This window comes from Pseudomonas sp. MDT1-17 (genome assembly GCF_054898105.1).
This window is the reverse complement of record NZ_JBUBVM010000001.1, coordinates 3,058,319-3,078,425: the sequence shown is the minus strand read 5'-3', so window position 1 is coordinate 3,078,425 and position 20,107 is coordinate 3,058,319. Positions and strand designations below refer to the sequence as shown.

General features: G+C 58.7%; 21 protein-coding genes and 2 pseudogenes. 11 read left to right on the top strand and 12 right to left on the bottom strand.

Annotated features, from left to right (window positions below; genetic code table 11):
* Positions 1 to 2: 2 nt before the first annotated feature.
* The 4 genes from ACYZTX_RS14255 to ACYZTX_RS14240 all read right to left on the bottom strand — a co-directional run bounded on the left by ACYZTX_RS14255 (position 3) and on the right by ACYZTX_RS14240 (position 2,601).
* Positions 3 to 827, bottom strand: a complete 825-nt coding sequence (locus ACYZTX_RS14255; RefSeq protein ID WP_462034585.1) for a DUF3618 domain-containing protein — start codon at positions 825 to 827, stop codon at positions 3 to 5.
* Positions 824 to 1,255, bottom strand: coding sequence for a phage holin family protein (locus tag ACYZTX_RS14250; RefSeq protein ID WP_462034584.1), 432 nt, complete (start codon positions 1,253 to 1,255; stop codon positions 824 to 826). The genes ACYZTX_RS14255 and ACYZTX_RS14250 overlap by 4 nt, the downstream gene beginning before the upstream one ends.
* Positions 1,255 to 1,905, bottom strand: coding sequence for a hypothetical protein (locus ACYZTX_RS14245; protein WP_462034583.1), 651 nt, complete (start codon positions 1,903 to 1,905; stop codon positions 1,255 to 1,257). The genes ACYZTX_RS14250 and ACYZTX_RS14245 overlap by 1 nt, the downstream gene beginning before the upstream one ends.
* Positions 1,906 to 2,235: 330 nt before the next feature.
* Complete coding sequence (locus ACYZTX_RS14240; RefSeq protein ID WP_462034582.1) at positions 2,236 to 2,601, bottom strand: histone-like nucleoid-structuring protein, MvaT/MvaU family; 366 nt, start codon at positions 2,599 to 2,601, stop codon at positions 2,236 to 2,238.
* A 439-nt stretch (positions 2,602 to 3,040) separates the two neighbouring features.
* On the opposite strand from ACYZTX_RS14240, the gene ACYZTX_RS14235 reads away from it, so the two are divergent.
* The 4 genes from ACYZTX_RS14235 (at position 3,041) to ACYZTX_RS14220 (ending at position 4,989) form a co-directional block, all read left to right on the top strand.
* Entirely contained in the window at positions 3,041 to 3,442 is a 402-nt protein-coding gene (locus ACYZTX_RS14235; RefSeq protein ID WP_462034581.1) for a GFA family protein, read from the top strand.
* 95 nt (positions 3,443 to 3,537) lie between these two features.
* A complete protein-coding gene (locus ACYZTX_RS14230) occupies positions 3,538 to 3,789 on the top strand; it encodes a hypothetical protein (RefSeq protein ID WP_462034580.1) in 252 nt (83 codons plus the stop codon).
* Between the two features lie 43 nt (positions 3,790 to 3,832).
* The gene (gene msrA / locus ACYZTX_RS14225; protein ID WP_462034579.1) at positions 3,833 to 4,339 is read left to right on the top strand and encodes a peptide-methionine (S)-S-oxide reductase MsrA; all 507 of its coding nucleotides are present in this window, start codon (positions 3,833 to 3,835) and stop codon (positions 4,337 to 4,339) included.
* 230 nt (positions 4,340 to 4,569) lie between these two features.
* A complete protein-coding gene (locus ACYZTX_RS14220) occupies positions 4,570 to 4,989 on the top strand; it encodes an organic hydroperoxide resistance protein (RefSeq protein WP_462034578.1) in 420 nt (139 codons plus the stop codon).
* Positions 4,990 to 5,050: 61 nt separating this feature from the next.
* Here the strand turns inward: ACYZTX_RS14220 and ACYZTX_RS14215 are convergent, their stop codons facing one another.
* From ACYZTX_RS14215 to ACYZTX_RS14200, 4 genes are all read right to left on the bottom strand, one after another.
* On the bottom strand, positions 5,051 to 6,559 hold the full coding sequence (locus tag ACYZTX_RS14215; RefSeq protein ID WP_462034577.1) for a tripartite tricarboxylate transporter permease: 1,509 nt from the start codon (positions 6,557 to 6,559) through the stop codon (positions 5,051 to 5,053).
* A 463-nt stretch (positions 6,560 to 7,022) separates the two neighbouring features.
* A complete protein-coding gene (locus ACYZTX_RS14210; protein WP_462034576.1) occupies positions 7,023 to 8,603 on the bottom strand; it encodes an aldehyde dehydrogenase (NADP(+)) in 1,581 nt (526 codons plus the stop codon).
* Between the two features lie 10 nt (positions 8,604 to 8,613).
* Positions 8,614 to 9,606 carry an AraD1 family protein gene (gene araD1 / locus ACYZTX_RS14205; RefSeq protein WP_462034575.1) on the bottom strand — a complete coding sequence of 331 codons (993 nt, stop codon included), beginning with the start codon at positions 9,604 to 9,606 and terminating at the stop codon, positions 8,614 to 8,616.
* 21 nt (positions 9,607 to 9,627) lie between these two features.
* Positions 9,628 to 10,950, bottom strand: a complete 1,323-nt coding sequence (locus ACYZTX_RS14200) for an MFS transporter (protein WP_462034574.1) — start codon at positions 10,948 to 10,950, stop codon at positions 9,628 to 9,630.
* A gap of 193 nt (positions 10,951 to 11,143) precedes the next feature.
* Here ACYZTX_RS14200 and ACYZTX_RS14195 point away from each other — a divergent pair, with 193 nt between their 5' ends.
* On the top strand, positions 11,144 to 12,880 hold the full coding sequence (locus ACYZTX_RS14195; RefSeq protein ID WP_462034573.1) for an IlvD/Edd family dehydratase: 1,737 nt from the start codon (positions 11,144 to 11,146) through the stop codon (positions 12,878 to 12,880).
* 165 nt (positions 12,881 to 13,045) lie between these two features.
* Here the strand turns inward: ACYZTX_RS14195 and ACYZTX_RS14190 are convergent, their stop codons facing one another.
* Together ACYZTX_RS14190 and ACYZTX_RS14185 are read right to left on the bottom strand one after the other, a co-directional pair.
* On the bottom strand, positions 13,046 to 13,540 hold the full coding sequence (locus ACYZTX_RS14190) for a tripartite tricarboxylate transporter TctB family protein (RefSeq protein ID WP_462034572.1): 495 nt from the start codon (positions 13,538 to 13,540) through the stop codon (positions 13,046 to 13,048).
* Positions 13,537 to 14,508 carry a tripartite tricarboxylate transporter substrate binding protein gene (locus tag ACYZTX_RS14185; protein WP_462034571.1) on the bottom strand — a complete coding sequence of 324 codons (972 nt, stop codon included), beginning with the start codon at positions 14,506 to 14,508 and terminating at the stop codon, positions 13,537 to 13,539. Before ACYZTX_RS14185 ends, ACYZTX_RS14190 begins: the two co-directional genes overlap by 4 nt.
* 185 nt (positions 14,509 to 14,693) lie before the next feature.
* On the opposite strand from ACYZTX_RS14185, the gene chrA reads away from it, so the two are divergent.
* The 3 genes from chrA to ACYZTX_RS14170 all read left to right on the top strand — a co-directional run bounded on the left by chrA (position 14,694) and on the right by ACYZTX_RS14170 (position 16,849).
* Complete coding sequence (gene chrA, locus ACYZTX_RS14180) at positions 14,694 to 15,902, top strand: chromate efflux transporter (RefSeq protein WP_462034570.1); 1,209 nt, start codon at positions 14,694 to 14,696, stop codon at positions 15,900 to 15,902.
* 84 nt (positions 15,903 to 15,986) lie between these two features.
* The gene (locus ACYZTX_RS14175) at positions 15,987 to 16,337 is read left to right on the top strand and encodes a DUF6152 family protein (protein ID WP_462034569.1); all 351 of its coding nucleotides are present in this window, start codon (positions 15,987 to 15,989) and stop codon (positions 16,335 to 16,337) included.
* The gene (locus ACYZTX_RS14170) at positions 16,337 to 16,849 is read left to right on the top strand and encodes a DUF6644 family protein (RefSeq protein WP_462034568.1); all 513 of its coding nucleotides are present in this window, start codon (positions 16,337 to 16,339) and stop codon (positions 16,847 to 16,849) included. Before ACYZTX_RS14175 ends, ACYZTX_RS14170 begins: the two co-directional genes overlap by 1 nt.
* A gap of 3 nt (positions 16,850 to 16,852) precedes the next feature.
* On the opposite strand, the pseudogene ACYZTX_RS14165 reads toward ACYZTX_RS14170, so the two are convergent.
* A pseudogene (locus ACYZTX_RS14165) lies at positions 16,853 to 17,740 on the bottom strand (extracellular solute-binding protein); the annotation flags it as partial.
* 141 nt (positions 17,741 to 17,881) lie between these two features.
* On the opposite strand from ACYZTX_RS14165, the gene ACYZTX_RS14160 reads away from it, so the two are divergent.
* Positions 17,882 to 18,790, top strand: a complete 909-nt coding sequence (locus ACYZTX_RS14160; RefSeq protein WP_462034567.1) for a LysR substrate-binding domain-containing protein — start codon at positions 17,882 to 17,884, stop codon at positions 18,788 to 18,790.
* Here the strand turns inward: ACYZTX_RS14160 and ACYZTX_RS14155 are convergent.
* A complete protein-coding gene (locus ACYZTX_RS14155) occupies positions 18,787 to 19,008 on the bottom strand; it encodes a hypothetical protein (protein WP_462034566.1) in 222 nt (73 codons plus the stop codon). The two genes, ACYZTX_RS14160 and ACYZTX_RS14155, sit on opposite strands and share 4 nt — an antisense overlap.
* A 268-nt stretch (positions 19,009 to 19,276) precedes the next feature.
* Here ACYZTX_RS14155 and ACYZTX_RS14150 point away from each other — a divergent pair.
* Positions 19,277 to 19,685, top strand: a pseudogene (locus tag ACYZTX_RS14150) (alpha/beta fold hydrolase); the annotation flags it as partial.
* A 129-nt stretch (positions 19,686 to 19,814) separates the two neighbouring features.
* Entirely contained in the window at positions 19,815 to 20,072 is a 258-nt protein-coding gene (locus ACYZTX_RS14145; RefSeq protein ID WP_462034565.1) for a DUF2790 domain-containing protein, read from the top strand.
* Positions 20,073 to 20,107 lie beyond the last annotated feature (35 nt).

The following is a 20,107-nucleotide window of genomic DNA, read 5'->3' as shown; positions in this document are numbered from 1 at the left end:
TTTTATGACGTTCCCAATCCTCGAGAAAGATCAGCAGACGTATCGGATGCCGTGCGGATCTCCCCTTCCGGCTTCACGCCCACGTCCGAATGATCAGTCGTTTTGGTCACCGTATCGCGCACCGCTTCAAATCCCTCCCGTGCTTGCTGTTTTACTTTGTCGGCCAGGCCTGCGCTGGTCTTGCCCAGGTAGCGTTGCTCTGTGGCTGTGGAAGGCAAGGCTGCCCCCAACATCGCCCCTAACGCGATCCCGGCAGCGGCTACCATCAGAGGCTGCTCCTTAAGTAAATGGCTGAATTGATTGCTCATCACTTGGGTACTACGCACCAAACGGTCGCTGGCGTCTTGAACGACATGGCTGATATTTTCGGTGGCAGCCCCCAGGTTATCACCCAGGTTCGCCGCTTTGCCTTTGACGCTCTGGTAGCCCTCCTTGAGCGTGTCGGCGGTCTGGTGCAAATGATCACGTGCACTGTCGATGCCATCAGCAAGGCCATCGGCCCACTCACCAACCCTGTTCTGATCGGGACCGACTTGATAACCGGGGCGTGGGGTCGGCGGACGATTCTGACTCATCATCAACCACAACAACCCGACCGACGTCAGTACAGCGGGAACGGGGTTATTACGAACGCTGGTGCCCAGGTTGGCCAGGAACGTCGAGCCATTGCTCTGCATGAAGGACAACGCCTGATCAAACACCTGCCCTGGCGTAAATTTGCTTTCCAATGCATCAACGATGTTACCGATACTCGCCCGCTGCGCGTCGATTTCACGTTCGATGGCTTCAGGGCTTTTCTGCGACTCGGTTTCGAATTCACTATTCATGAGACTTTCCTCCGCAGCGCTTCCTGATCTTTGTTCAAGGCATCCAGCGTGCGATCAGGCTTGAAGTTGGACGGTTCGAATTGTTTTTTTCCTGACTGCAGCATGGCGAACCCAACGATCATCACCACGACACCGACAATCAGCGCTGCCAGCCAAGGCGCCATGATGATGCTCAGGCCGTAGACGGCGGACATCAATAAGATGATGAACCCCGCCAGCAGCACAATCGCACCACCCGCGACACCAGCAATGCCGGCCTTAAGCGTCGTGAGGCTGGCCTGAAGCTCGGCTTTGGCCAAAGCGAGTTCCTTGGTAAACAGCGCTGGCACTTCGCGGGATAGCTGCCGTATCAGCCCGACAACCGAAGCGTCGGGATCAGGCACGGGCACTGGCCTTGAGCCCGGAAAATCTGAATCTTCTCTGTTCATCACAGTGTTCCTTTGAAGGTGGTTGAACCGGGTGTCAAGTTTGTTGCGAAGTCCGAAGGAGGGTCTTGCTCACTCGGCGAGGCCGGCGTGATGCCAGTGGCCAGGCCGGGGCCTTGATCGGCGCGTGACGCAACTGAAGTTTCATAGGGTCTTTGCGCGCCGAAACCGCCTGATGGAGGCATTGAGTTGCCTGCTGCCGGGTTGCTGGTATCGGTGAATGTCGCCGCTGGCGAGCTACCGGCCTTGAGAAAGCGCGACAGGCCAAAGCCCAACGCAATACTGCCGGCGATGAACAATGCCGGGTTGTTACGAGCAAGATCCGCCCCGTCATGAAGCAATTGTTCGGCACTCTTTCCACGCAGATTCCCGGCCAAGCCGCTCATGGACTCCGCCATATCCGCGAGGTAGTCGGACATGCCTAGCGTGTCCTTGCTTTCAATCTCGGAAACGAAGGATTTCGCCCCCTGAGCCAGAGCCTCGATCTGGTCCGCTGCCGTATCGCGGTATTGCCCAAACTGCGCATCCGCCTGCTGCCTTGCGCCGCCAAGCGCCTCTGTTACGTTTTCTTTCAAATGTTGAAAGTTCTGCTCTGGCCCTCCGGAGTTGGGTTTATCTGGCTGACTCCCAGTGGTGCTGTCTGAAGTATTCATGTCGTCCCTCGCCTTCTGAGTGAAAAAAGCGTTATCAGGGTTCGCCACGAATTACCCGCAGCCCCCCTCATTCCAGATGACGGAGCAGCGTTATGGGAGTTCCAATAAAATGATGAGCGATGCAGTGCGGAAGGTTAAACGGACGGCCCCATCGATCTATACGCCTTTACGTCAGCTCGATGGAACATTGTTTACGGCCCGTCCTCTATCGCAACAGCCAAGAAACTGAGGACGTTCCCGTGATCGATTCCTTAACCGGTATGGGACAGCGAGAGGTTGCACCCCTAAACAAAAAAAGGGCCCTGAGGGCCCTTTGTACTCAAACCAATATCACTGGGTGAGCCAGGACTCTACCGTGTCCGAACCGTATTTCGCTTTCCACTCTTTCAGTTTTTTGTGGTTGCCACCCTTGGTTTCAACTACTTCGCCAGATTCAGGATTTTTATAGACCTTCGTCTGGCGAGGCTTGCGAGAGCTGCTCTTCGACTCGGTCGTGGGTGCACGACGACCGGCCTGTTGATCAAGAAGGCTAATCACATCTTTCAAGCTGTAGCCATACTTCGCAAGCAGATCGCGAAGCTTCTTTTCGAATTCGATTTCCTGCTTGAGGCCAGCATCATCTTTCATGGTTTCGAGCGCTTGGAGCTGTTCTGCCAAGTGTTTTTCAAGCTGACGAAATTCTGCGAGCTTAGACATGGGCAATCTCTATGTGATCAATCCCCTAACGTTACACCAAAAACAGCGATGTGCATGAAACGGCGACGAGAGAATGTTTGAAAGATCACAAACAAGAAATTTTGCTGCGATAGCGCCGTCTTTGAGCCTGATGTGTGGAACGGAATTGCATGCGAAGGTGTCGTTTGTATTAGACACCTTGGTGTCGAAATCCTATTCAGATAGAGGGGTGGTTTTCATGAACAGCATTATCTACATCGTCGGGGCAGTTGTGATCGTCCTCGTTATTCTGTCGTTTGTCGGCCTTGTTTAGACTTCACTGCTGAGCACGTCACTGACTCATGCGCAGATAGCGCTCAGTCAAGATGCGCGAGTCCAGCGAAGCCTCTGTGCCCTTGGGTTTCATTCAACTCGGCAGCCCGCTACAGTGGCGCGACCCACAGCGGAGAAGACATTGAACATGGATGGAGTCCACCAAGGAAGTTGCCTCTGCGGCGCAGTAAAATATTGTGTGGCCGCCGAGCTGAAAGCGGTTACCCATTGCCACTGCAGCCAATGTCGCAAGGGCCACGGGGCAGCGTTCGCGACGTATGCAAGCGCGCCCGGAGCTGCGATTACGATCATTACGGGCGTCGAGACGCTGAAAACCTATCATTCGTCTGAAGGCGTCGCCCGACAGTTCTGCAACGACTGCGGCTCTTCGCTGTTCTGGTCTGATGCCAAGGGTGCATTTTCGGAGTGGATGTCAGTGGCGATAGGCACGCTGGATACGCCGTTTCTGAGTGAGAAACAGAAACACGTATGCGTCGATTCCAAAGCGTCGTGGTTCGCAATCGAAGATCAGTGGCCGCAGACGGGATGATAGCTTTCGGCCAAAAGGCGAATCCATTTGAGGTACATTGATATCGGATCCACCGAACCAGACAACAGCCCTCAATCTCTCCTGGGATAAACACCGTGAACGCCAATCAGAAGCGGCGGACTTTCGACTTGATACTTGAGGCCGTGTTACCGGAGTACCGCGACCGGGTCGCCGAGTACCTGCAGCTCTACGAGGAAGCGCTACACGACGATAATGCTCGCTCAGACAAACTGCATGCATCGGCAAATCAGCTCAGGGGTTATCTGCGGGGCCTCAACACGACCAGGGTGTTGGGCATGGCTGATTGGGAAGAGCTGGACCAACGTGTTGCCGAGTCGTGGTTATGATTGATGCGATGAAGCTAAATTCACTCATGGGAGCGACCGTATTATGACGACGCGAACTGAAACGGCCATCCTGGCCGGTGGCTGCTTTTGGGGCATGCAGGATTTGCTGAGACGCTACCCCGGCGTGCTGTCCACGCGGGTAGGCTACTCGGGCGGCGATGTGCCCAATGCGACTTACCGCAATCATGGCACGCACGCGGAAGCGATCGAGATCGTGTTCGATCCGGACCAGATCAGCTATCGCCAGATCCTCGAGTTTTTCTTCCAGATCCACGACCCGACGACGACGAATCGTCAGGGCAACGATGTGGGTATGAGCTACCGCTCGGCACTCTTTTATCTCAGCGATGAACAGAAGCAGATGGCCGAGGATACGGTGGCCGACGCTGATGCATCTGGCTTGTGGTCCGACAAGGTCGTCACTGAAATCGTGCCCGCCGGCCCATTCTGGGAGGCAGAGCCGGAACATCAGGACTACCTCGAACACTATCCCAACGGCTACACCTGCCATTTCATTCGCCCAGACTGGAAACTGCCCAAACGAGGGTGATGGTGAGACCAAAAAACGGTCCCAGCCGGTGGCTGTCGGCGAGACCGTTTCTGCCCCGGGGGATTTGTATCGGTCTGTATTTTCGCTGGCGATCTTACACAGCGATACACAACCCCCGGATCAGGACACATACGCAGTACATGAAGGTGAAAAAGTGGGTGGCGTCGCAAACCTGGTGTTCTCCGATGAACCCAGACTAAAGAGCCCAACACCCCAGCAGGAGCCACCTCATGATCAATGAAATCGATACCGTGCTTTATACCGGCAAGACCCACACGACCGGAGGCCGTAACGGCGAGGCGCGAAGCGACGATGGACGTTTGGACGTCAAGCTTTCCGCCCCTGGCTCGTCAGGGAGTGGCACCAATCCCGAACAGCTGCTGGCCGCAGGCTGGTCAGCCTGCTTCATCGGTGCAATGGGTAAGGCGGCTGCCGCTTTGAAGGTAACCCTGCCGACCGACGTCGCCGTCGATGCCGAAGTAGACCTGGGCAAGACCGAAGACGCCTTTTTCCTGCAGGCTCGCCTTAATGTGAGCCTTCCGGGCCTGGACCCTGCTGTCGCGCGGGCGGTGGTGGATGGCGCACACCTAAGGTGCCCGTACTCCAAAGCGACCCGTGGCAACATCGACGTCACGATCAATCTGGTTTAACCGAAGCGCCCCGTGCGGCCTGCCTTCCCGGCAGGCTGTGCTGGCAATCACTGCAAGCCGCTCAATCGTCTTCATGCAACTTGATGCCGCGGGCGTGAAGCAGATGCGGGACCAGCAGCACCAGCAGCGTGAGCGCGAGGAACGAGGCTGCAATGGGTTGCGTCACAAACACCAGCCAGTCTCCTTCGCTGATGGACAAGGCATTACGCAGCTGCTTTTCAGCCATCGGCCCGAGCAGCATGCCGACGATCACGGGCGCGACGGGAAAATCGAAACGGCGCATCAACACCCCTCCCCAACCAATCGCCAACATCAGCAACAGGTCGAAGGAAGAATGGCGCATGCCGTACACGCCGATGGTGGCAAACACCAGAATGCCGGCGTTCAGGTACGGCCGGGGAATCTGCAGGAGCTTGACCCAAAGGCCCACCAACGGGAGGTTCAGAATCAACAGGATCACGTTGCCGACATACAGCGAGGCCACCAGGGTCCAAACCAACTCCCCCGACGTCTGGAAGAGCAACGGCCCCGGTTGCAGGTTGTAGTTTTGAAACGCGGCCAACAAAATCGCCGCGGTGGCGGACGTCGGTATGCCGAGCGTCAGCAGGGGCACCAAAGAACCCGTCGCGCTCGCGTTGTTGGCCGCTTCGGGACCCGCAACCCCCTCAATCGCGCCCTCACCCTTGCTGCCAGCAAACTCTTTCGGGTACTTGCTCAGTTTGCGTTCCGCCGAATAGGACAGGAACGTCGGAATTTCAGCGCCACCGGCCGGAATAGACCCAAATGGAAAACCGATCAGCGTACCCCGCAGCCAGGCGGGGACCGAGCGTTTCCAGTCAGAGCGCGTCATCCACAACGAGGTCAAGCGGTGCCGACCGGACGCTTCTTCCTTTTGATAAAGCAGGCTGTACAAGGCCTCGCCTACGGCAAACAACCCGACCGCCACGAGCACGACTTCGATACCATCAACCAACTCCGGCACCCCCAAGGTGTAGCGGGCAATGCCTGAGGTCGAGTCCAGGCCGATCAAGCCGATGGTCAGTCCAATACCGAGTGAGGCGAAACCGCGCAGCATTGAAGCGCCGAGTACCGCGGACACCGTCGTGAAGGACAGCACCAGAATCGCAAAATACTCCGCAGGACCAAACTTGAGCGCCAGCGTGGCAACGATGGGGGCAAACAGGGTCAGAAACACCGTCGCGATGGTGCCGGCCACAAATGAGCCGATCGCGGCCGTTGCCAAGGCCGGTCCTGCCCGACCGTTGCGGGCCATGAGATTGCCTTCCAGGGCCGTGACCATGGAGGACGATTCACCGGGCGTATTGAGCAGGATAGAGGTGGTCGAGCCGCCGAACTGCGCGCCGTAATAGATACCGGCAAACATGATCAAGGCGCCCGTAGGATCGACCTTGGCGGTAATCGGCAGCAGCAGCGCAACGGTCAGTGCCGGGCCGATACCCGGCAAGACACCAATGGCGGTGCCGAGCAAACAGCCGATAAAGCCCCACATCAGGTTGATCGGTGTTAGCGCAGCGGAAAAACCAATGGCCAGGTTCGCGAGAGTTTCCACCTTGTTTACCTCCTTCGGCCCGAGTCAGATCCAGTCATTGATAAGGGGCGCAATGGAAACCCCGAGCACGGCGTTAAACTAAATCCCCTTGCCAAGCATGCGAATAGAAGAGCAGCAGCCAACAAATCGACGGACTGAAGTGAACATGAGCTTCTCCCGTTACTTGTTTTTTTGGTGCCGGTTGAATGTAGATTAGGACACTCACCCTGTTTTTGTTTTTGGAAAAGCGACAAACGTCGTTCTGTCGGCAGCCTCTATTGGTGGCTTTAAGGCGGCAACGGCTTCACAAACTGCCGCAGGAACGGGCCTTAAAGAAAACTCATGCGCTGTTTTGAAGTCTGCGATGCTCCGTAAAATTGCAACGTGTTGGTTGGAGGCAGGCAGAGCAAGGGGGAACGAGGCGAGCAAGTTCCCCCTTTAGTTGTTACGAGACACCAATGACGCCAAGCATGGGAATGATCAGTTACAGGGCTTCGCGGGACGGCTGGCCATTCACCAGGCGTTGGATGCGCAACGGATTAGCGTTCTTCAACGGTTCCGGTAACAGGCTGTCGGGGTAGTTCTGGAAGCACACCGGGCGCAGGAACCGATCGATGGCCAGGGTGCCGACCGACGTGCCCCGAGCATCGGAAGTTGCCGGATACGGCCCGCCATGGACCATCGAATCGCAGACTTCGACACCGGTCGGATAACCGTTGAGCAGGATCCGCCCGACCTTCTGCTCCAGCAACGCCGTCAGCTCAGCGAATTGCGCAAAGTCCGCCGGCTCACCAATGATCGTCGCCGTCAGTTGCCCGTGCAGGCCGTTCAACGCCGCGCTGAGTTGCGCCTGATCCGCCACTTCGATAAATACAGTGGTCGGACCAAACACTTCCTCTTGCAGCACTTCATCGCCGTCGATCAGCAGGCTGACATCGGCCTTGAACAGTTGCGGCTGGGCTTGAGTACCCTGTTGCGCAGCGCCGGCCAAATGCTCGATACCAGGATGCGCCAGGAGTTTTTGCAAGCCTTGGCCATAGCTGCTCAACGTCCCGGCATTGAGCATGGTTTGCGCCGGTTGATCACCGATAAAGCCCGCCACCTGCTGCACGAATGCGCTGAACTGTAGCGAACGAATACCGATCACCAGACCCGGATTGGTGCAGAACTGACCACAGCCCTGAACCACCGAAGCCGTCAGCTCACGGGCGACGCTTTCTGCCCGAGCGGTCAGCGCCTGCGGCAAGACGATCACCGGGTTGATGCTCGACATCTCGGCGAATACCGGGATCGGCTGTGGACGTGCCGCCGCCATGTCGCACAGCGCGCGGCCACCCTTGAGCGAACCGGTGAAACCCACTGCCTGAATCGCCGGGTGCTTGACCAACGCTTCGCCGACCCCGCCGCCGTAGATCATGTTGAACACACCGGCCGGCATGCCGGTTTTTTCGGCGGCGCGAATGATTGCATCCGCGACGAGTTCAGCCGTGGCCATGTGGCCGCTGTGGGCCTTGAACACCACTGGGCATCCTGCGGCCAACGCCGACGCGGTGTCGCCGCCAGCCGTAGAGAACGCTAAAGGAAAGTTACTGGCGCCAAACACGGCAACCGGCCCGAGGCCGATGCGGTACTGGCGCAAGTCCGGACGCGGCAACGGTTTGCGCTCGGGCAACGCCAGATCAATCCGCGCACCGTAGAAATCACCGCGACGCAGCACCTTGGCGAACAGGCGCATCTGGCCGCTGGTGCGGCCGCGCTCGCCTTGAATCCGCGCGGCGGGAAGCGCGGTTTCGCGGCAGACCAGCGCGACAAAGTCATCGCCGAGGGCGTCCAGTTCATCGGCAACCGCATCGAGAAATTGCGCACGACGTTCGGCGCTCAAGCTGCGATACGTCGGATAAGCCGCGGCGGCAGCCTTGGCGGCGGCATCGACTTCTTCAGGGGTCGCCTGGGAGAAATCGTACGGCAACGCTTCGCCCGTGCTGGCGTCGACGCTCTGTAGTTTGAGCTGGCCGGCCGCACTGCGCTGGCCGCCGATGTAGTTGTGACCAAGAATCCGGGTCATGCAAGTCTCCTTAAAGGGTGCCGACGGTGCCGGGCTCGAACGCCGCTTCAACCGGTGCAATACCGTTGATCAACGGTGCACCGAACTCGGCCTGACTGATCTCGAACACGTCACCCGGTTGGGTGCGAATGCCGTCGGCAAAGGACAGGGTCGCGGTGCCGAAAAAGTGAATGTGCACATCGCCTGGACGCAGGAACTGGCTGTACTTGAAATGGTGGTACTCGAGGTTTTCCAGGCTGTGGCACATGTTGGCCTCACCGCTGAGAAACTCGTTCTGCCACAGCACCTCACCGTCACGCAGGATGCGGCTGGTGCCTGCCAGATGTTGAGGCAGTTCACCGACCCGAAGTTCCGGGCCATAACTGCAACTGCGCAATTTAGAGTGCGCCAGGTACAGGTAATTTTTGCGCTCCATCACGTGGTCGGAGAACTCGTTACCCACCGCGAAACCGAGGCGATACGGCTTGCCGTCGTGGCCGATGACGTAGAGGCCGCTCAACTCTGGTTCTTCACCGGCGTCTTCGGCGAACGGTGGCAACGGGAACGGTTGACCCGGACGCACGACGATGCTGCCATCACCCTTGTAGAACCATTCCGGTTGCACGCCGGCCTGCCCCGCTGCCGGTTTACCGCCCTCCACGCCCCATTTGAAGATGCGCATGGTGTCGGTCATCGCGGCTTCGTCGCCGACTTGCTGATGCATCTTGTCCCGCGCCGACGCACTGCCCAAATGGGTCAGGCCGGTACCACTGACCAGCATGTGCGCCGGGTCCGGGTGATCCAGCGGCGGCAGGATACGCAGCTTGGCCAGCAGATCAGCGTAGTCGTGGCTGATGCCCAGGCCCAGGTTTTGCACCTGTTGCTCAAGGCTGGCGCCCGCCTCGATCGCCGCCAACGCCAGGTCGCGAACCGCGCGCGCGTCCTGCACTTCGCGTACTAAACCGTCCTCGACCACGCCAACCCGGCGCTCGCCGTTACTCAATTCGAACTGAACTAAACGCATGAACCTTCTCCTGTTTGCAGATTAAGTGCGGGTCGCGCCACGCGCACTGGCGGCGAATTGGTCGGCCGGCAGCACATGCTTGCGTTCCAGCAGGCGATAGACCACGCCGGTCAACATCAGCCCGAACACCATCACACCCGAAAGGAAATACAGGCCTGAGGCCAGGCTGCCGGTGTACTCCTTGAGCGCGCCGATCACGAACGGGCCGATATAGCCGCCGAGGTTGCCTACCGAGTTGATCAAGGCGATTCCGGCCGCCGCGCTGGCACCGGCAAAGAAACGACCCGGCAAGGTCCAGAACACCGCGGTGCAGGAAAACAGCGCGAATGCCACCAGGCACAAGGCCGCCAGTTGCAGCACTGGCACCGTCATCCAGGCGCTGAGGAACAGGCCGATGGCACCCAACACGTAAAGCACCGCCAAGTGGCCGTAACGATCATTCAAGCGGTCGGAACTGCGCGGAATGATCAGTAGGCCGATGATCCCGAAGATGTACGGCACCGAGGACACGAAGCCAGTCACCAGGTCGGTGCCACCGAACTGCTTGATCAGGGTCGGCAGCCACAAGCCCAGGCCGTAAATGCTCAGGGTCACCGGCAGATAGAACAGCGCCAACAGCAACACGCGTTTGTCCTTGAGGGCGTGCAACGGGTTGCCGTGGCGAGTCTGGCCGTAGGCTTCCAGGTCCTTTTTCAGCTCACCGGCCAGCCAGTCTTTCTCTGCCTGGTCCATCCATTTCACTTGTTGGGGACCATCAGGCAGCCAACGCAGCACCGGCCAGGTCAACAGGATCGCCGGGGTGCCGATGACAATGAACAGCCACTGCCAACCGTGCAGACCAAGGATGCCGTCCATGCCGAGCAAGCCGCCGGACACCGGACCTGTGATCATCATCGCGATGGGTTGGGAGAGGATGAACAACCCCAGGATCTTGCCGCGATGGCGAATCGGAAACCATTGGGTGATGTAGTACAGAACGCCCGGGAAGAACCCGGCTTCTGCCGCACCGAGCAAAAAGCGCATCACATAGAAACTGTGCGGGCCCTGGACGAAGGCCATGCCGATGGTGATGGCGCCCCAAGTGACCATGATCCGCGCAAACCAGCGTCGCGCGCCGAAGCGATCAAGCATCAGGTTGCTGGGGATTTCCAACAGGAAGTAGCCAATGAAAAACAGCCCGGCACCCAGCCCGTAAGCTGCGTCACCGATGCCGATATCGGCGCCCATGTGCAGCTTGGCGAAACCTACGGCGGAGCGATCCACATAGGCGATCAGGTACAGCAGAATGAGGAAGGGAATCAGTTTCAGCGTGATGCGACGAATAAGCCGCAATTCCTGGCTCATGAGATCGGTCTCCGATTGTTGTTGTTATAGAACCTCGGGGGACGCCTCTCGCGGAAAACCGCCAGGGCCATCCCTTCGCTGGAACGGACTATATAGTAATACTATTTACGCAACAACACTTCCAAACTACCGAATTTGAGCCTATGTTACGCCTCACAACGAACAATATAGTCTTACAATAAGAGAGCCGATCATGTCTGATAAGAAACCCACCCTGCGCTCCGCCCAATGGTTTGGCACTGCCGACAAGAACGGCTTCATGTACCGCAGCTGGATGAAGAATCAGGGCATCGCCGACCACCAGTTCCACGGCAAGCCGATCATCGGCATCTGCAACACCTGGTCGGAATTGACCCCGTGCAACGCGCATTTCCGCCAGATTGCGGAGCACGTCAAACGTGGGGTGATCGAGGCAGGTGGCTGGCCGGTGGAATTCCCGGTGTTCTCCAACGGCGAATCCAACCTGCGCCCGACCGCCATGTTCACCCGCAACCTGACAAGCATGGACGTCGAAGAAGCGATTCGCGGTAACCCTATTGACGGTGTTGTGCTGCTGACCGGTTGCGACAAAACCACCCCGGCGCTGCTGATGGGGGCGGCCAGTTGCGACGTGCCGGCGATCGTCGTCACTGGCGGACCGATGCTCAACGGCAAGCACAAAGGCCAGGACATTGGTTCGGGTACCGTGGTCTGGCAGCTCAGTGAGCAGGTCAAGGCCGGCACCATCACCCTCGACGACTTCCTTGCGGCCGAGGGCGGCATGTCCCGCTCGGCCGGTACGTGCAACACCATGGGAACCGCGTCGACCATGGCTTGCATGGCCGAAGCCCTCGGCACATCCCTGCCGCACAACGCGGCAATTCCGGCGGTCGATGCACGTCGTTATGTTCTGGCGCACATGTCCGGCATGCGCGCGGTGGAGATGGTTCGTGAAGATTTGAAGCTGTCGAAAATCCTCACCAAAGAAGCCTTTGAAAACGCCATCCGCGTGAACGCCGCCATTGGCGGTTCGACCAACGCCGTGATCCACTTGAAAGCCATTGCCGGGCGCATCGGCGTGGATCTGGAACTGGATGACTGGACCCGCATCGGTCGCGGCATGCCGACCATCGTCGACCTGCAACCGTCCGGACGCTTCCTGATGGAAGAGTTCTACTACGCCGGTGGCTTGCCAGCGGTATTGCGCCGCCTCGGCGAAGCCAACCTGATCCCGCATCCGAACGCCTTGACCGTCAACGGCAAGACCCTCGGCGAGAACACCAAGGACGCGCCGATCTACGGCCAGGACGAAGTGATCCGCACCCTCGACAACCCGATCCGCGCCGACGGTGGCATCTGCGTATTGCGCGGCAACCTGGCACCACTGGGTGCCGTGCTGAAACCGTCCGCCGCCAGCGCCGAACTAATGCAGCACCGCGGCCGTGCAGTGGTGTTCGAGAATTTCGACATGTACAAGGCGCGGATCAACGATCCGGAACTGGACGTCGACGCCAACTCGATTCTGGTGATGAAAAACTGCGGTCCGAAGGGTTATCCGGGTATGGCCGAAGTCGGCAACATGGGCTTGCCAGCCAAACTGCTCGCTCAAGGGGTGACGGACATGGTGCGCATTTCCGATGCGCGCATGAGCGGCACGGCGTATGGCACGGTGGTGTTGCATGTGGCACCGGAAGCGGCGGCCGGCGGTCCTCTGGCGACCGTGAAGGAAGGCGACTGGATCGAACTCGATTGCGCCAGCGGGCGTCTGCACCTGGACATTCCGGACGCGGAACTGGCGGCGCGCATGGCGGATCTACAACCGCCGCAAAACCTGATCGTGGGCGGTTATCGTCAGCTCTACATCGACCACGTGCTGCAGGCGGATCAGGGTTGTGACTTCGACTTCCTGGTCGGCTGCCGCGGCTCTGAAGTCCCCCGCCACTCGCACTGACTCCCCCCTGTCGATCGTTCCCACGCTGTGAACTGCCCCCACAAAGTTGGACGATTTTCTATCTATGCCTGAGCGGCCTGAGTTCTGTATTCAACAGGGCTCATGCCGTTTAGCTTCAGTCTGATACGCGAGAGTTTCCACCTTGTTTACTGTCTTCGGCCCGGGTCAGATCCAGGCGTTGACAAGGGGTGGCAGGGAAACCCCTAACCCGGCGTTGAACAGCCAGTAAATCGGCAGGGTCAAGGCAATGCCGATGGCGAGGTCGCGCACCGGACGGCGACTGCCAAACCCCCGTGCCGAACAGGCAAACAGCAGCGCGGCCGCCAAGACGAACCCGATGAGGTTAATCAGCACGGCCACCCCCACAAGTCCTGCGGTCACCCAGGCTGCGCCGAGTTTGCCGCCGGGCAGCGCTTTGGCAGCTTCGTCATCGTGAGCCGCCAACTCGCGGAATCCACCGGTGACTGCCTGATAACACAGCAACAGACCGACAACCCCCAGGAACACCGCGACGGCATACGGATAGACGTGGGCTCCCAGGATGACGAACCCCATTTCAGGCGGAAACCGAAACGCGCCGAACGCCAACACGGCGCTGATGGCAATCACTCCGATGCCAATCGCCAGTTGTACCGGCACTATTGCGCGAGGCTGGGTCATTTCGCAATCAGCCCGACTTCGACCAGCATCGCACGCAGCCGCACGTGCTCTTCGTCGACAAATTTGCCGAACTCATCGCCGGTCAGGACGTTAGGTGACCATTTATTGGTATCGATATTTTCTTTCCAGACTTTGCTGTTGGCGGCGGCCACGACGGCGTCGGTGACTGCTTTGCGCTGCTCAGGCGTGAGATTCGCGGCACCGTAAACACCACGCCAGTTGCCGATGGTCACGTCGTAGCCTTTCTCCTTGAGGGTCGGTGCATCGATGCCTTCAATGCGTTCCGGCGCGCCGATGGCGAGTACACGGAACTGGCCGTTTCGGATGTATTGGCCCAGCTCGGCATAACCACCGGTGATCACCTTGATCTGCCCGCCCAATGCCTGAGCAACGACTTCACCCCCACCCGCGAAGGCGACGTAATTCACCTTGTTGACTGGCACACCCATTTTCGCGGCCAACTCGGCAATGCCGATGTGATCGATCGACCCCTTGGAGCCACCGCCCCAGGAGATACTGGTCGGCTTGTCCTTGAAGACTTTCAGCAAGTCCTCCAGGGTTTTGAACTCAGACTCCTTGCGGACGGCAATCACGTTGTATTCGGTAAAAAGCCGGGCAATCGGCGTTACGTCCTTCAAGGTAATTTGCGGCTTGTTCTGTTCTATGGCAGCGACCATGATCGCGCCGACAACGAGCAGCGCATCCGGATCGCCCTTGGTGCTGTTGGCGAACTGCGCCAGCCCCAACGTCCCCCCTGCTCCGCCCTTGTTCTCGAAGGTAGTGGATTTGGCCGCGTTGGCCTCGATCAAGGCTTTGCCCAGGACCCTGGCTGTCTGGTCATAACCGCCACCCACAGAACCTGGGGCCATGAACTTGACGGAGTCCAGCGCAAAGGCCGGTGTCGCGAGCGCGGCAGCGGTAATGGCCGTAGCGATGCAGCGGCTGAATCGACGGAACAAAACGGACATAAGTTGTCTCCCGATTGCATTGTTTTTATAGGTGCCGGGTGAACGTCGAGCAGGGAGAAAACCCTGCTCAATGAACATTGGCCTGCGGATAAGCGTAGGCCATGGTTAGGGAGACGGCATTCAACGAATTCGCTATCGTCACTCGACTATAGAACCGGACCCGCTCGAACCAGGAAGTTAACTACATGGCCAATCCTCATGCCGATGACCGCAGCAGCGCGTGGTCGGTGTTTCTCATCTTCCTGCGCCTGGGGCTGACCTCATTCGGCGGGCCCATTGCGCACCTGGGCTACTTCCGCGATGAGTTCGTCACACGACGGCGCTGGCTGACTGAGCGCAGTTATGCGGATCTGGTCGCGCTGTGCCAATTTCTGCCGGGGCCGGCCAGCAGTCAGGTCGGCATCGCGCTGGGCCTGTCTCGGGCCGGATACCGCGGGGCGCTGGCTGCCTGGGCGGGTTTCACGCTGCCTTCGGCCATTGTCCTGATCCTGTTTGCACTGGGCATTTCCCAGTACGGCACTGCCCTCTCGCCCGGCGCACTGCATGGCCTCAAAGTGGTGGCCGTCGCAGTGGTTGCGCAAGCGGTCTGGGGCATGGCGCGAACCCTGTGCACGGACGTGCTGCGAGTCTCCATCATGGTGATGGCGGCCTGCGTCGCGCTGCTTGAACCGTCCGCCTGGGGACAGGTCAGCGTGATTTCCGCCGCGGGCTTCGCCGGCCTTCTGTTGTTCAAACCCGACCAGAATACCGAGCACGATCCACTGCCGATCACGATCAGCCCACGGGCCGGGGCGATCTGGCTGTCGTTGTTTCTGGCATTGCTGTTGAGCTTGCCGCTCCTGACCCAGCTGTTGCCCAATCAAACCGTGGCGATGGTGGATGCCTTCTACCGGTCCGGCTCACTGGTGTTCGGCGGCGGTCACGTCGTTCTGCCACTGCTGCAAGCCGAGGTGGTGCCTTCCGGCTGGGTCAGCAACGAAACCTTCCTGGCCGGGTATGGCGCCGCACAGGCCGTACCCGGCCCCTTGTTCACGTTCGCCGCGTTCCTCGGCGCGTCGATGAACCTCGCCCCGTCGGGCTGGATCGGCGGCATGATTTGCTTGCTGGCGATCTTCACGCCGTCCTTTCTGTTAATCGTGGGCGCCTTGCCTTTTTGGGAACGCTTGCGCCGCAGTTTGCGCACACGGGCCGCACTGGCCGGCGTGAATGCAGCGGTGGTCGGCCTGCTGTTGGCCGCGCTGTATCAGCCTGTCTGGACCAGCGCCATTTTCAAGGCGCAAGACTTCGGTTTGGCCCTGGTCGCCCTGGTTGCGCTGATGTTCTGGAAACTCCCGCCGTGGCTGGTGGTTGTCGGCTGCGGGGTCGCGGGGTGGCTGTTGAGTGTCCTGTTGTGAGGAACGAGCTATTCTAAAAACCCTCTGTGGTTAAAAGTACGTCAGGACTCACGTTGATCAACGATCTGCAACAGGAGACTTGCCATGAAAGGCATGCTCGGCAGCATTGGATTGTCACTATTGCTGTCTGCAACGGCCGCGTTTGCTCACCACGGCTGGAGTGAATACGATTCCAGCAATACCTTGCAGCTGAACGGCACGATAGAAGAATCCGGTTACTCCCATCCTCACGGATCCGTGCGCCTGAAAACACAAGACAAAACCTGGAACGTCGTCTTGGCACCGCCCTCGCGCATGGAGAACCGCGGCCTCTCCCAGGACATGCTGAAAGTGGGGAACACGGTCACCGTGGTCGGCTATCAGAATCGCAACAAACCCGATGAACTGCGTGCAGAACGCATCACGGTCGGCGACAAAACCACAGAGTTGCGCTGATGCAGGCCATCAATACCAGCGTTGGTTCGGGATCGTATAGCTGGTTGGACTGGGTGGGCGACTCGCAGCTTGGGGCGGCCATGCGCGGCGACCTGTGGCTGTATCCGATGGTCGAGGTGGTTCACATCATTGGATTTGTGGTGCTTGTCGGCTCTGTCGTGATGTTCGATCTGCGGGTGCTCGGGCTGTCGAAAGAGATTGCGGTGACGGCCCTGGCTCGCCACCTCCTCACCTGGTCCATCCTGGCCCTGCTGTTGATCGTGCCCGCCGGGCTGATGATGTTTTCAGCCCATCCCCATGACTTCGCCTCCAACGGCGTTTTTATCTTGAAGCTGTGCCTGATCGCTACTGCGGGGGTCAACGCTGCTCTTTTCCACGTCGGGATATACCGCTCGGTCACCCAGTGGAACACTGGCGTTGCGGCGCCTGGCATCGCAAAAATCCAGGCGCTGCTGTCGATTGCGGTATGGGTCAGCGTCATTTTCTGCGGTCGACTGTTGGCGTACACCTGATCATCAGGTATTGGTTTTCAACTTGGTCCACAGGCGAGTCGTCAATCGGGCGATCGCTGCGGGGAGTTCCTCAACGGTGAACAACTTGTCGAGCACACGTGTCGGCGGGTAAATCGCCAGGTCCTGCTTCACGGCCGGAGTCACATACTGATCCGCCGCAAGGTTAGGGTTGGCGTAATGGATGCTGTTGCTGATGTTGGCGATGACTTGAGGCGTCAGCAGGTAGTTCATGTAGGCGTAGCCATTCTTCTCGTGCGGCGCGCTCTTTGGCATGACCACCATGTCAAACCACAGGGTGGAACCTTCGTCAGGTATCGAATAGGCGATGTCGATACCGTTGTTGGCTTCCTTGGCGCTGGCCGCCGCTTGCACAACGTCGCCATTGAAACCAATCACCGCGCAGACATTGCCGTTCGCCAAATCGCTGATGTACTTGGAGGCGTGGAAATACTGAACGTAAGGCCTGATCTTGAGTAACGCCTGCTCGGCTTTCTTATAGTCCGCAGGCTCATGGCTGTGGGGAGGCAGGCCCAGGTAATTGAGGGTGATCGGCAGGATCTGCGTAGGGTTATCGATAATCGCCACACCGCACTGGCTCAGCTTTTTAATGTTGTTTTCATCAAAAAACAGATCCCAGGAATGGGTGACATCGGTGTTGCCGAAGATCGCCTTGATCTTCTCGACGTTGTAGCCAATACCCGCCGTGCCCCACATGTACGGATAACCGTATTGGTTGCCCGGGTCATTGACCTCGAGTTTTTTCATCAACGCCGGGTCCAGGTTTTTCCAGTTGGGCAGCTGGCTTTTATCGAGCTTTTGGACAGCCCCGGCTTTTATCAATCGGGACAGAAAATGGTTCGAAGGGCTCACCACGTCATAGCCGGTGTTACCTCATTCGACTGTCGTTCTGCAAGCACCGCACATGACCTCATCGCATGAGTATTTCCGGCTGGCGCTGGCTAGAGCTAGAATCTATAAGGCCTGTAGAGATACAACCAACGTTATAAAATCATCGAGCTATTCAAAAAACGCATGGATAAAATTCATCACGTCCCCTCTCTCAAGGCCTTGCAGGCGTTGGTCGAGGTCGCAGGCTCGGGCAGCTTCACGCAAGCTGCGCAAAAGCTGTGCCTGACCCAAAGCGCCGTGAGCCGAAAAATCCAGCAGTTGGAGAGCCACTTCGACCTGCCGATGTTCGTGAGGAATAGCCGCAGTGTTCGACTGACTCCGGAAGGCGAACAGGTGCTTGCGACCGCGCGAAGTATTCTGGCGCAACTGAAAGCACTTGAAGATCGCCTGGCACCGCAGAAACGCCCTTTTCGGATACGTATGCATGTGTCGCTGGCGGTTCGATGGTTACTGCCAAAGTTGAGCGAGTTCTATCGAAGTCATCCGCAGGTTTCGCTGTCGATCGAAACCGTGGCCACGGAAGTGGTGGAGCCAGCCATCGACAGCGACGCCTACATCCTCTATCTGCCTGAACCGTCCCGCGATCCTGACTGCCTGACCTTGTTCGAGGAAGCCTTGGTGCCGGTGTGTGCCCCCGGCCTGGTTAGCACGACCCAGCCGTTGGAGTCAGTGGCAGACCTCGTTCGTTTCCCGCTACTGCATCGCTCGGCGGATAAACATGACTGGGGCCAGTGGCTGCAAGCCAACGGTGGCAAGCCGCTGGAGGACTACCGCCACATCCCTTTCAACCTCGACGAGTTGGCACTCGATGCCGCGGCGCGAGGGCTGGGCGTCGCCATGACTGACCTGACCCTGGCGGGCGAGTCAATCGAACGGGGCGTGCTCGTCGTTCCGTTCGGCAACCCCTTGAAGACCCGAGGCATCTACGCCTTGAACCTGCAACCTTGCGCCGCCTCTCATCCAGCCTGTTCGCTGATCATGCAATGGTTTGCCGAACAGGCCGAACAGCAAGCAGGCGAGTTTGACCACTAGGTACCGCGCTCCAACCCTTCCGTCGCATTGGCAAAAGCCGCGCTCGCCGCTTGAACCAGCTTGCGCCATTCAACGCTGTTGATGAGTCCGGTGCGCTCCATCTCATCAGCGGCCTTTAGCAGTTCGTCGTACTGCTCTTCACAATCCATCCGTACCTCGGGCTCTTTCAGGAGCTGATACCAGGCCGCCAGGGCTTGCCTCTTTTGCTCATCACTCATGCTCAAACTCCCAGGGATAGTCTTCGTTTAGAAGTGTTCCATGGGTAGCCGTTCCTCGCTCCCGACATACGGCAGTCATGCAAACACGCGAGCCGTGCATTACAAACTTGTCATTGAGTTGTCAGCGTAGCCAGCACCCTCACTTCATACAGTGGCGTCGTCAGTCACCCACAGCGGGTGACACACCTCCCACTGATGATGAAAAGGGTCCACACCATGAAAGCAATGAGCAAACTCTGCCTGATCGCCGCCAGCCTGTTGATGCTGGGCACCGGACGCTGGCGAGGACTTCGTCGCACTGTCGGCCAAATACCCGACCATGCCCGTACGTGCTGACAGAGGAACACGACGGTTTCATCAGCCTCAAGCAAGACGCCTTCCTCAAGTACTTCGCCAGTGACGTGCCCCACGACAAGGCGATGGAACTGTTCGCCGTCCAACAACCGATCGCCAAAACCCTGTTCACCGACCGCACCACCGCCGCGGCCTGGCACACCAAGCCGTCCTGGTACGCGGTCTCCAGCCTCGACCAGACCATCAACCCGGACCTGGAACGCTTCCTCGCCAAGCGCATGGGCGCGACCACCATCGAGCTGCCGTCGAGCCACCTGTCCCTGGTCTCCCACTCCAAGGAAATCGCTGACCTGATCCTCGAAGCCGCCGGTCGCCAACCGTAACGTCGGCGCTGTTTCATTACAAAATTGTCATTGAACTGTGGGTCGGCTGTCCGGATCGCCTGGTTAACCTGAATTCACTGCCAGGCAACCCATCGGCAGCCAACCCGCCCCTGAATAGAGGGAATCATCATGAAACTGTTAACCCTTGGTTTTGCCGCTCTCCTCGCCACGGGTTCGGCGTTTGCCGATACTCAGACCGCTGAACCTGTCATCCACGACAAGGACGGTTTCTTCGTCCACCTGGATATCGCCAAAGACCTGTCCAGCAATATCATCACGCAAGAATGCGGCATCGTCCCCGCGCAGCTGATTTACCTGGACCATCAGGGTCGCAAACACGTGCTGGATTACCAGGTCCAGGGCATGGGTTGCCTTGGTGAGAATTGATCCACTGCGCAGAACCTCCACTCGGCCTCTCGATG